Annotated in this window: 12 protein-coding genes and 1 riboswitch; of the genes, 2 read left to right on the forward strand and 10 right to left on the reverse strand. The window is 49.8% G+C overall.

The window, feature by feature from the left end; genetic code table 11:
• The 6 genes from AC3A8L_RS15060 to purB all read right to left on the reverse strand — a co-directional run.
• On the reverse strand, positions 1 to 813 hold an 813-nt coding region (locus AC3A8L_RS15060; RefSeq protein WP_487963092.1), incomplete at its 3' end, for a 2Fe-2S iron-sulfur cluster-binding protein.
• A gap of 80 nt (positions 814 to 893) precedes the next feature.
• The gene (locus AC3A8L_RS15065) at positions 894 to 1247 is read right to left on the reverse strand and encodes a group I truncated hemoglobin (protein WP_487963093.1); all 354 of its coding nucleotides are present in this window, start codon (positions 1245 to 1247) and stop codon (positions 894 to 896) included.
• A 264-nt stretch (positions 1248 to 1511) separates the two neighbouring features.
• Complete coding sequence (locus AC3A8L_RS15070) at positions 1512 to 2012, reverse strand: DUF7931 domain-containing protein (protein WP_487963094.1); 501 nt, start codon at positions 2010 to 2012, stop codon at positions 1512 to 1514.
• Positions 2013 to 2025: 13 nt separating this feature from the next.
• The gene (locus tag AC3A8L_RS15075) at positions 2026 to 2496 is read right to left on the reverse strand and encodes a GNAT family N-acetyltransferase (protein ID WP_487963095.1); all 471 of its coding nucleotides are present in this window, start codon (positions 2494 to 2496) and stop codon (positions 2026 to 2028) included.
• Positions 2447 to 3658: a cupin domain-containing protein gene (locus AC3A8L_RS15080; protein ID WP_487963096.1), complete on the reverse strand. Its 1212-nt coding sequence runs from the start codon at positions 3656 to 3658 to the stop codon at positions 2447 to 2449. Before AC3A8L_RS15080 ends, AC3A8L_RS15075 begins: the two co-directional genes overlap by 50 nt.
• A 1-nt stretch (position 3659) precedes the next feature.
• Positions 3660 to 5054: an adenylosuccinate lyase gene (purB, locus tag AC3A8L_RS15085; protein WP_487963097.1), complete on the reverse strand. Its 1395-nt coding sequence runs from the start codon at positions 5052 to 5054 to the stop codon at positions 3660 to 3662.
• 356 nt (positions 5055 to 5410) lie between these two features.
• Here purB and AC3A8L_RS15090 point away from each other — a divergent pair, with 356 nt between their 5' ends.
• Together AC3A8L_RS15090 and AC3A8L_RS15095 are read left to right on the forward strand one after the other, a co-directional pair.
• Complete coding sequence (locus AC3A8L_RS15090) at positions 5411 to 7138, forward strand: monovalent cation:proton antiporter-2 (CPA2) family protein (RefSeq protein WP_487963098.1); 1728 nt, start codon at positions 5411 to 5413, stop codon at positions 7136 to 7138.
• A 178-nt stretch (positions 7139 to 7316) separates the two neighbouring features.
• Positions 7317 to 7847, forward strand: a complete 531-nt coding sequence (locus AC3A8L_RS15095; protein ID WP_487963099.1) for a pilus assembly FimT family protein — start codon at positions 7317 to 7319, stop codon at positions 7845 to 7847.
• A gap of 7 nt (positions 7848 to 7854) precedes the next feature.
• Here the strand turns inward: AC3A8L_RS15095 and AC3A8L_RS15100 are convergent, their stop codons facing one another.
• The 4 genes from AC3A8L_RS15100 to xseA form a co-directional block, all read right to left on the reverse strand.
• Positions 7855 to 8655: a thiazole synthase gene (locus tag AC3A8L_RS15100; protein WP_487963100.1), complete on the reverse strand. Its 801-nt coding sequence runs from the start codon at positions 8653 to 8655 to the stop codon at positions 7855 to 7857.
• A complete protein-coding gene (gene thiS / locus AC3A8L_RS15105; RefSeq protein WP_487963101.1) occupies positions 8656 to 8862 on the reverse strand; it encodes a sulfur carrier protein ThiS in 207 nt (68 codons plus the stop codon).
• A 36-nt stretch (positions 8863 to 8898) separates the two neighbouring features.
• Positions 8899 to 9954, reverse strand: coding sequence for a glycine oxidase ThiO (gene thiO, locus AC3A8L_RS15110; RefSeq protein ID WP_487963102.1), 1056 nt, complete (start codon positions 9952 to 9954; stop codon positions 8899 to 8901).
• Positions 9947 to 10054, reverse strand: a riboswitch (TPP riboswitch). (Overlaps the previous gene by 8 nt.)
• A gap of 123 nt (positions 10055 to 10177) precedes the next feature.
• Positions 10178 to 11515, reverse strand: coding sequence for an exodeoxyribonuclease VII large subunit (xseA, locus tag AC3A8L_RS15115; RefSeq protein WP_487963103.1), 1338 nt, complete (start codon positions 11513 to 11515; stop codon positions 10178 to 10180).
• Positions 11516 to 11801: the final 286 nt, after the last annotated feature.

Genomic DNA, 11801 nt, shown 5'->3' on the forward strand with positions numbered 1-11801 from the left:
AATGTCGCCGGTTGTAAATTCACTGCCTGATTCTTCTTGCACGATAAAGTCTACGCTAAGGTTCTGGTGAGAGTTTTCTAGTTGCTTTAGTACGTCTTTTAAGTAAATGCCTTGCGCATTTTTTGCGCCACACACTAAATGAATCGGCCCTGTATGTTGCTGAGATAACGCCTGTTTTAAAATACCATACAGTGGCGCAAGGCCTGTGCTAAGGCCTACCAATAATAGCGGTTGCGTTGATTCGTTTGGCGAGTAAATACAGGTACCCATTGGGCCTTGTATTTCTAATGAATCCCCCGCTTTAAGTGTTTCGAAGGCAAAGGGACTAAAAGCGCCGCCTTGAATATGCTTGATATGACACTCAATAAAACCTTCATCTGGGGTGCTGGCGATTGAATAGCTACGCGCAGTGTTGCCTTTATGCCAAACGGTTAAAAATTGCCCGGCTAGAAAAGGAATTTCTGAACTTAGGCGCACCTGTAATACATGGTCGCTTAGTTTTGTTGCTGACAATACTTCGGCATTAACACGCTTTTGTGCTTTTGGGTTTACCAGTGTTAGGTCTTCGGTAGGGCGGCATTGGCAGCTTAAAAAATAGCCTAATGTTTTTTCGGCGTTAGAAAGTCCTTGCTGGGCTATTGCGGGAACTTGCCCGTGAGTCGCTTGCAGCTTACAGGCTTGGCAGGCGCCAGCTCTACAAGCGTTGGGAATATCTAGCCCTGCAGCCACTAAGGCCTCAAGAACAGTTTCGTCACTTTCCAATATCACGCAGTGGGTGTTGGTGTCGTCAGGCTGATATTGAATAACCGTCATAGAATTATCACTTTAAGTTTGCGTGCATTGCGTGAAATTGGGCAATAGGCCTTTAGGCTGGTCTATTGCCCTTGCTGTTCCTAGCGGTTCAGAATGTCGTCTTTAACGCTTAGTGCAATGCCGGCGATTTCGTTGATGTCGTCTTCGGCAACACCAAGCTCGGTTAATGTAGCGGCTAAGTTTTCTACTACTGCATTAAAGTGTTCTTCAGTCAGGTTCATATTCTTGTGGGCTTCACGCATATCTTTACCCGTGTAACTGTTCGGGCCGCCGAATGCCATGGTTAAGAACGATTTTTGTTTTGCGATTTGGGCGTCCATATCCACGGAATCGAAAAAATGGCTAATGCGGTCATCCACTAATACTTTACGGTAAAAAATATCTACGGCGGCTTCTACGGCGGGGGCTCCACCAATGCGTTCAAATAAGCTCATGTTTTTTTCCATTTATTGAAGGGTGTAATGTATGCAAGGTTTACTCAGTTTAGACCCTGGCTTCAAGGGTGGAGTGGCTTTATCACAAAGTACTGCATTTTTTTTGGTAGGGGCAAGGCTATCACGTAAATTTATTGTAGTGACTTTGGTGGGCGGTAAAACCGAAGTGAACCCCGTTTTTGATGATGTAGGTCAAAAACTGGCTGTCCTTTGTTTTATTGGTCCTGGGCTTTACTTCTCTGTTTTGCGGTTTTATGAGTGGGTTTATAGCGCGAGTGTTTTAAATTCGGGGTCGGTATGGCTTTGGGTTTCCCAAAGGGTGTCGAATTTTTCTAGTGCGTGCCGGGCTTCGGCGCGGGCCTGTTCGCAATAAAACCCGATACTGTTTTCTTCATTATTAAAAAACACCATCGACTTACTGTCGGCAATACAAAACCCGGTTTCGACACGTGCATAATCTTTATTGACTACGCGCAATTCTACGCTTGAGGGAAGGCGTTGAGAAAGCGTGATTAGAGCATGCCGGCACCCCCGCAATGGCTGGCTATCCTGCAGCAGCAATCTAACGTGGCTCTGGCGAGATCTGCGGGCTAGGTCCGAGAGGTTAGCGATAAAGTCGGAATGGCTAAAAAGGCGGCTGTCGAGGCAGCTCGAGAAAATATCAATATGCCTTAACGCGAGACTGGTGCAGGTAGATAGGTAAGCTTGCGCTTGAGCAATATCTTCGAAGCGATTAATGCCGGTGTCACGTTGACTATTGTCCATACTAAAGGTGGTGTTATTGGGCCGAGACTAATGGTTTGCTGATCGGTTTATGCAGGATGCCTGCATCGTGAAAGCTGGTGCCGGTTACGGTGAAATCATGTTTCAGGTAAAACCCTAGGGCTTCGAGTTGAGCATCAGCAATTAATTCTTCCATGCCGGCATGTAATGCCGAGCGGCAGACTGACTTGAGCAGTGCTGCCCCTACACCTTGATTTCGGTAGTTTTTAAGAACAGCCATGCGGGTGAGTTTGTGATGTTTAACTAAGCGCGCGGTGCCAACAGGCGTACCATTATGGTACGCAATGAAATGTTGTGAGTCTTGCTCTTGGCCGTCCCACTCTAGATGTGGAGGTACGTTTTGTTCTTTAATAAAAACTTGCTCGCGAATGCTTTCGAGTTCGGGGGCTTGTGCCGGCCAACTAACTTGCCGAACCTTAACGATAGGGACTAGCGTGGGCGGAGTCTGGCAAGTTAAGGTATTCATGGTCAATCCACTGCTTGATTATGGCTTGGTCATCGGGGCAATAATGCTCGGGCTGAATAACAGTATAGTTACATAACGCGCGTGCGAGGTGCAAACTTGCCTGCCATTGGTCGCCATTGATAAAAACGGTAGCGCACAGGTTATTTGGCTGGTCGCCCGCTGTTTTCGAACCACTTGGCTGTTCTTCGTTTGGCGCGCTTAGAGTATAGGCAGCTCTGGCGTCGGCGGCGAGAATTAAGCCTTCCGTTTCGAAGTCTCCGGTGGTGACTTCGGGCGCGCAGCGTTTACTCTCGGTTAAATTTTTACCTAGCCAAGCGGCCACGCGCTCGGGCGTGAAGTAACTTTTACAGTGCTCGGCGATATCTATTGCGACGGCATGGCTTATCTCGCCGCAGTCTTGGCCGCCACTAAAGCGGCCTGTGGTCGGGTCGCGGTAGCGGATATCTGGGCTGAGTGTGCTGGCAATGTCCTGAGTTAAATCGAGCAATATATCGCTATAGCTAGGGGCGCGAAAACCAATGGAGTAAGTGGTGCAGTCGTCGCTTTGGGCAACTCCCCAGTGGGCGGTATTGGCCGGAATGTATAAAAGGTCGCCAGGTTGGGCGAGGTATTCAGCTTGGGTTTCAAACTCGCTGAGTATTTTTAGTGGGCAATCGGCTATTAGTGGCGATTCGGTTGTGCACTGTTGCCCCAGTTGCCAGCGCCGGGTTCCAGTGGCTTGCAGTAAAAATACGTCGTAGTAATCGAAGTGTGGCCCAACGCTTCCACCTGTAGGCGCAACGCTGGCCATAATGTCATCAATTCGCCAATTTGGTATAAAACGAAACTGGTTGAGTAGTTGATGCAGTTCGGGGCAGATTTGATCCAACGCTTGAATTAACAGCGTGAAATGGCTTTCGGGCAATGTTTCAAAGCGTTCTTCGGCTAAGGGGCCGTGTTCCATTTGCCATTGGCTGTTCAGTGGGTCTTGTGATGTTTTTTCTATGATCAGTCGCGATTCAATGCTGTTCTCAAGTGCCAGCCCCGCTAAGTCGTTGCCATCCAGTGGCGCCTCCCATCCCGATAGTGCTTGCGGGATGAAGAGGGGTTTTTTTTGCCAGTAATCCCGAAGGAATTCGGCGATTGGCATCGTGCCTAAATGGCTTAGCGGGGTTGTGGTCATATTAAGCTTTCAGTTTGGCAAGTTGTGCGGGTAAGTCTTGTGTTTGCGCAATAGCGTTGCCAATGTAGTTGGCGGGCGTTAGGGCTTGAAGGCCAGCTTTTGCTTGTTCAGGCATATCTAGGCCGTCAACAAAGGTTTTGATAGTCGCTTGGTCGATGGTGTTGCCACGGGTTAACGCCTTCAGTTTTTCGTAGGGCTTTTCAATGCCGTAACGGCGCATAACCGTTTGAATGGGTTCAGCTAAAACTTCCCACGCATTATCGAGGTCTTGAGCCAAGCGCTCTTCATTAATTTGTAATTTGCTAATCCCTTTAAGGGCTGATTCGTAAGCGATATTACCGTAACCAAAACCAACGCCCATGTTGCGCAAAACGGTGGAGTCGGTTAAGTCGCGCTGCCAGCGTGAAATTGGCAGTTTAGTCGCAAGGTGGCCATAAATCGCATTGGCTAAGCCTAAGTTGCCTTCAGAGTTTTCGAAGTAGATAGGGTTAACTTTGTGCGGCATGGTAGAAGAGCCTACTTCGCCAGCGATGGTTTTTTGCTTGAAAAAACCCATCGAAATATAGCCCCAAATATCGCGGTTAAAATCGATAAGAATTGTATTGAAGCGTGCGATGGCATCAAACAGTTCGGCAATGTAATCGTGGGGTTCAATTTGGGTGGTGTAAGGGTTAAAGGTGAGGCCTAGCGAGCCTACAAACGTCTCGGCATTTTGTTGCCAGTCAACATCGGCATAAGCACTGATGTGAGCATTGTAGTTGCCGACTGCGCCATTAATTTTACCTAAAATAGAGACCTTGCCCACTTGCTGGATTTGGCGCTGTAAGCGAATCGCAACGTTGGCAAATTCTTTACCCATGGTACTTGGTGAGGCTGTTTGACCATGGGTGCGGCTTAGCATTGGTGTGCTGGCGTATTGTGCGGCGCAATCGGCAATGGCATCTACGATGCGTTGCATTTGTGGTAGCAATACTGTGTCGCGTCCGCTTTTAAGCATTAAGCCGTGCGATAAATTGTTAATGTCTTCACTGGTACAGGCAAAGTGTACAAACTCTGTTACGGCGTTTAACTCGGCATTGTCAGCAATGCGCTTTTTGAGAAAGTACTCAACGGCTTTAACGTCGTGGTTGGTTACGCGCTCTTCGTCTTTAATGGCTTGTGCATCCGCTTCGCTAAAGTTGGATACAATGCTGTCGAGAATGGTGTTTGCCTCAGCGCTAAAGGCGGGTACATCGGTAATGGCTGGGTGTGCGGCAAGTTGTTGTAACCAGCGAACTTCAACTTCTACACGGGCGCGAATAAGGCCAAATTCGCTGAAAATGCCGCGTAAACTTTCGGTTTTACTGCCATAACGGCCGTCAATAGGAGACACTGCGGTCAAAGATGTTAGGTTCATAACGCTCACCAGCTTAAAAAAGGGCGCATTGTAGCGGAAACTCAACAGCAGCGGAAACTCCCTGTAAACCTGTATTCAATTTGGCCCGATTAAGCTCGCATGCTATGTGCATGGTTTACACTGCTAATAACGCGTGGGTAAGATAAGGGTCGAGGAAAAAATACTTTATCCAATAATACTTGCCTCCCACTCCCTCAACAGCGTTGCTCAAAGCGTTACATGCCCCGGCATGCGTCCCTTTGAGCGCCTTGTTGAGAAAGCGGGAGCCCTCGTCTAATTGGACAAACTATTATTGCCTCGCCCCTAAGCCATTCCCCCGCGACCCATTATTCCCATTATCAAGGACCCTTACCAATATGAGTGCCGAAGCTCACCCTATCATTGCCGTCCCCTATGTTTTAGAAGTTGTTGCTTTTTTAGTAACGGTTGTTGTTTTGGTGCCGCTGCTTAAGCGCATCAAAGTAAGCCCTGTGCTGGGTTATCTTGCGGTGGGCGCGGTTATTGGCCCGTATGCTTTAGGTTTTGTGAGTGACGCTGCAGGGGTGCAGCACGTAGCAGAGCTAGGCGTTATTTTCTTATTGTTCACTATTGGCTTAGAACTTTCTTTTGAGCGGTTACGGGCATTTAGCCGATTAATCTTTGGGCTTGGGGCTTTACAGGTTGTTTTGTGCAGTGCGGTGATCTCTTTTGTTGCATGGTTATGGGGCAATGAAATAAACACGGCCATTATTATTGGCCTGTGTTTAGCGCTTTCGAGTACGGCAATGGTGATGCAGTTATTGGCCGAACGTGGTGAAAACGGCGCTGTGCATGGGCGTGCTTCTTTTGCGGTGCTTTTGTTGCAAGACCTAGCGGTGGTGCCCATTCTAATTTTAGTGGGTGTTTTTGGCGATGATTCTGGCGGCAGTCTTTGGTTAAGCGTTGGTGGTGCGCTGGGTAAGGCCATTCTGGTGGTTGCGCTTATTGTTGTTCTCGGGCGCTACGTGCTGCGTTATTTGTTTCGGGTGGTGTCCTCTACACGCAGTGTCGATGTTTTTACCGCCATGATTTTACTGTCTGTGCTTGCGACTTCGGTGGCAACCGGTATGGCGGGGCTCTCGATGGCGCTGGGGGCGTTCCTTGCCGGCCTGCTGTTGGCCGAAACCGAATTTCGACATCAAATAGAAAGTGAAATTGAACCGTTTAAAGGATTATTACTGGGTTTATTTTTTATGAGTGTCGGTATGAACATCGACTTCGTAATGGCTTTTGAGCAAGGCATTTGGGTGCTGTTGTCGGTATTTGGGCTAATTGGGCTGAAGGCAACGGTTACGGCTTTGATTGCACGCTGCTTTTTGCCCACGTGGGGGGCCAGTATTCGTTCGGGTTTACTGTTAGCGGAGGCCGGTGAATTTGCTTTTGTTGTTATTGGGCAGGCAACGCTTACTTACGACATTTTACCCAAGGAAACAGCGCAATTTATGGTTGTGGTTGCGGGCTTGTCTATGGCGCTAACACCACTGCTGTTTTGGTTGGGGCAAAAGGTCGAGTTGGCCATGTTAAAAGAGCCGCCATCAGTCACGCTAAAAACAGAAGATACCGAGGGGCTTCATGATCATGTCATTGTGCTGGGTTTTGGTCGGGTTGGGCAGGCTGTGGCTTCTGTTTTGGCGCAGCAGGGTGTTCCTTACGTAGGTTTTGATGCCGATACCCGGCGCGTAAAAGTTTTAAGGGAAAGGGGCGAGCCGGTATTTTTTGGCGATGGAGCCAAATTGGACGTGCTTGAGCGCGCTGGTGCCGAAGCAGCATCCGCTTTGTTGGTGACGACAGACGACGCCGCTAAAACCGAAATCATTGTGTCGCAAATTCGGCAGCGTTGGCCCAACTTGCCTATATTGGTCCGCGCAAGAGATCGCTCCCATTCGCACGCGTTGGCCGCCGCTGGAGCAACAACCGTTGTACCTGAAACACTCGAAGCCAGCCTGCAGCTGAGCGCACATGTTTTGTGTGCATTGGGGCTGCCTCGCGAAGAAGCTAATGCTTGTATGGAAGTTATCCGACGTAACAACTACGACGCACTTCCTGCTGCAGGTGGTCGCCATTAAAGGCGGAGCGCGCGAGCCCTAATGATCGAAAGTTGCCGATTCGATCAAACTTTGGCCCATCTCTAGTTCTAAAGTGTGGTTTTTGTTCTATTTTTGACCCTTCTTAAGTGCGATAATTCGCCGCTGAAGCCATACTGGGTGCATTATTAAAGCAGGCGCCATTAAGGGGGAAAGGGGCATGGACTTATTACGGGCGCAACGTGGTTTTACACTCGTCGAACTGGCGGTAACGATTACTTTGCTAGCTTTATTGTTTATTATGAGTGCGCCATTTACGCGGGGCTGGATTAATAGCGCTCGGGTGAGTGATACCGAATCGGTGCTACAGCATGCGATTGGCTTAGCGCGCTCCCATGCTATGCATTCTATGGAAGAGGGTGTCGGTCAGGCGCCGGTCGCTGTGGTGTGTATTGCTTCAAATGATTTAGAAGTGCGTATTGTAAACCGCGATATTGACTTAAGTGTGGGGCAGCAGCCTTGCGTTCAGTCCAAGGTGGTGTGGCGTACTAAAATTAAAGATCAGGTGAATCGCAGCTTTATTAACGACAAAAATGAGCCTGTAATGTTGTCTGAAATGTACTTTGATAGTGAAGGGCAGCTGGCTTCGCAATATTGCCATAGCGCCATTAAGCAGGGTACGTGTGCAACCTCGGATGTTCTGGAGGTATCGGCCGAGGGCGCAGAGAAAATTCAATTCTCTGCGCGCTAGCCACTTTTTACTGGTTGGGCTTAGGCTGGTGCCAAAAGGGCTGCCCGATAGTGGGCGTGCTTGGGCTGGCCGTTTGGCGCTTAACCATTAAACCCCCTTCGTAAGCGGTGCGGCCAGATTCTATGGCTTGCGCAAAAGCCTTCGCCATTAACGGCGGCTGTTGCGCTTTCGCGACAGCGGTATTCAATAAAACTCCATCAAATCCCATTTCCATGGCTTCGCAGGCTTGCGAAGGCGCGCCTAAGCCTGCATCTACAATCAATGGAGTGTTGGGTAGGCGCTCGCGCAAAGTGCGCAGGTTGTACCGGTTCAATAAACCTTGCCCTGTACCTATGGGCGCGCCCCACGGCATAAGCACTTCGCAGCCAACATCCAATAAACGTTGGCACAGCACTAAATCGTCGGTGCAGTAGGGCAGAACTTGAAAGTCGCGTTTAATAAGTTCTTCGGCAGCTTCAACCAAGCCAAAGGGGCAGGGCTGTAGATTGTAATCATCACCAATCACTTCTAGCTTGATCCAGCCGGTATTAAAAATTTCGCGCGACATCTCGGCAAGTGTTATGGCTTCTTTGGCGCTTTTACAGCCCGCGGTATTGGGTAGTAAGGTGCAGCCAGTATCGGCAATGGCATCCCAAATGGCTTTGCCATCTTTTTCTTGCGGGTTTTGGCGGCGCAAGCCAAGGGTAACAATGTTACACGCAGAGGCTTTTACCGAGTCCACCATAACCTGCGGCGAACTGTATAAAGCCGTGCCGAGCAAAAAGCGGCTGTCGAAACTTTTACCGTAAAGCGTTAGCGGACCTTTCATTTAACCACCCCCCACAGGTGTCACAATATCGAGTGTATCGCCATCTTCTAATTGCGTTTCGCCGTGTAACCGTTTGGGTACGAATTCACCATTGCGCGCAACCGCGTATTGATCGCCAGCATTAAGAGTGGCAATAAGCTTCGCCAGATTGTTCTCGGCGGTATTCTGGCGATCGCCATTAATGCTGATATTGATTGTGGTCGTCATAAGAATGCTGTCTTTACATCGTATTGTGGTAATGGCCTAGCGTAACTGACCCAGTAGCTTATCGATTAAATGCGGCGCCAATAAGTAGCCGTGTCGGTAGAGGCCGTTAATGCTAACGCTATTGCCGTGTTTATTCCATGTTATCGCCGGCATATTGTCCATATAGCTAGGCCGAAGGTTGGCATCCAGTTCCAGAATGCGCGCTTCGGCAAAGGCCGGGTTGAGCGTGTAAAGCGCACTGCACAGCTCCATCATGGATTGTACGCTTACCGGTGAGCTATCTTGGCTTTCGATTTCGGTGGCACCCACAATAAAGCTGTTATTGGGCTTGGGTACCACGTAAAGTTTGTAGCGTGGGTGCATTAAGCGTACGGCGTGGTTAAGCGTGACTTCCGGTGTTTGCACCCACAATACTTCGCCGCGCACACCGCGCACAGCTTGCGATTGCTGTGCACCGGTGCCGCGTGCATCAATCACACAGTCAAACCTTGTTAGCGCTTTGCCTTCTAAATGGGGTTCTGGCTCAAAGCTAATATCGCTATTTTGCTGAATGCTGCCACCTAAGGCGGTAATGCGCTGGTGTAAGTTGGTGAGTAGTTGGCGGTTGTCCAGGAAGGCTTCATCGGGCAATAATAGCCCGCGATTAAACTGCTGGCTTAAATCGGGTTCGTGCGTATTAAGCTCAGCACGGCTTAGCCATTGTGCAGTATTGCTTTCGCCTAGGTGGTAGCGCAAATCTTGGGCAAATTGTTCTAGCTCGCTTTCATCGCTGGGGTGCGCAACCACAAGGCTGCCTTGGTTGTTATAGCTTACCGGTTGGGCGCTGTGTTTATTGAGCGTTTCTAGCCACTGGGGCCATAACTGCAGCGAGTGCATGCCCATGTCGTAAATGGCTCGCTCGGATACAACCACTTCGCTTAAGGGCGAAATCATCGCGGCGGCGGTATAGGCGGCGCTGCGGGGCTTTGATAAATTGCCTTTTTCAAACAGCGTAACGCGAATAGGGTGCTGGGTTGTTTCGAGTAGCCGCCAGGCTAACAAGCTGCCCGCAAGGCCGGCGCCAGCAATGGCAAAAGATGAAGGTGTTGGCATAGCACTTGTTCCCTACGCGGGTTTAAATCCGATCAGGTTCGGCGGGTTTCATTAGGATCTCAGCCGCCTTTGGTTAAAGGAGGCACCCCGACAAGAAGCCAGCAGTGTAATGGCGCGCCAAGGCTTCGTCTATATTGTCTTAATTATCAACACTGTTTGGTTGTGTTTAAACGGTGTTTTTTTGATGTGTGTCAGCCTGTAGCCGTGACGATGCATTGGAGTACTAAGGCGCGCTGACCTTGTCGATTGTGGCATCCAAGATCCCATCGGCTAGATTCACAGCAACTTTTTGGCCGGCTTTAGCCTGGCTAGCACTACCAATAACTCGGCCTTTGTCCGTGCGCACCACGGCATAGCCGCGCTGCAAAGTCTGCAGCGGACTTACGCTGTTAAGCAACGCGGCTTGCTGCTGCAGCTGCCCGCGTTTTTGCTGGATTACCCGCTTGAAAGTTGTATTTAACTGAAGGCTAAGGCGCTGGTGATGGCTTTTGGCTTCTTTTACTTGCCACGCAGGGCTGTTTAATTGCAGCCGGTGCTTATGCAGGCTCAGCTGTTGTTTGGCAAGACTGATGCGGTTTAACAAGGCTTGTTTAAGTTGTAGGTCGAGGTGGTCTAATTGTTGTTGCCGATGGCGAAGCTGATCTTGCGGTGATTGTAGCTGCGCTTTTAATAGCGCGACTGAACGTTTCGCGTGGCTAATGTGCGCCGCCATTAACTGCTGCAGTTGCCGCCGGTGCTGCGTAACCTGCAGCTGAATGTCGGCCATATTGGGTGTGGCCGCTTCGGCTGCCGCCGAGGGAGTGGGCGCACGCAAGTCGGCAGCAAAATCTGTGAGGGTAAAATCGACCTCATGGCCTACAGCGCTAACAATAGGTGTATCGCTGGCGTAAACCGCACGTACCAGTTGTTCGTTGTTAAAGGCCCATAAATCTTCCAACGATCCACCACCACGACCCATCAGCAATACATCGCAGCGGGCTTGTTGGTTGGCTAGTGCAAGTGCTTTTAAAAGGCTGGCTGGCGCTTCGGCACCTTGTACCATGGCGGGGTAGATAATAACGTTGGCGCAGGGGTAGCGGCGCTTAAGTACGGTAAGCATGTCGTGCACGGCAGCACCCGTTGGGCTGCTAATAATGCCGATAGTGGTGGGGTATTGCGGCAGCGGGCGTTTAGTTTCGGGGTTAAATAGCCCCTCAGCCGCTAATGCGTTTTTTAGAGCTTCGTACTGTTGGTGTAAATCACCCAGCCCGGCTTTTTGTAGCGAATTAACAATCAGCTGATAATCACCGCGCCCTTCATACAAGCTAACATTGGCGTTGCAAACAATCTGATCGCCAGCGCGAATAGGCTCGCGCACCATGATATTTTTACCGCGAAACATCGCACAGCGAACCTGCGCACGGCTATCTTTTAAGGTGAAGTACCAATGCCCCGAACTGGGTTGCGCAAAGTTAGTAAGCTCGCCCTGCACCCATACGCTCGGCAAAGTCTGCTCTAGCGCACGCTTAGCCTGTTGGTTAAGTTGGCTAACCGAAATAATATTTTTGGGGGTTGGGGCCATAATGGGGCTCGGTACATAATCATCAAAACAGGGCAGCGCAGTGTAAGTGGCTAGGCTGCGCAGGTAAATAAGCAGGGTGCACCCATGTGGCCGGCATGCATAAGAAATAACAGAATTCCTCGCGATAGCGTTGACAAGCTTTAAACAGCGCTTTAATATGCGCGCACTTGTTACGGCACAGCCCAAACAAGTTATCCCAAGTTGCTGATTTTAAATATTAAAATACAGCCACCCTAATTAAGGGGCCTTAGCTCAGCTGGGAGAGCGCAACACTGGCAGTGTTGAG

The sequence above is a fragment of the Marinagarivorans sp. genome, assembly GCF_982758155.1.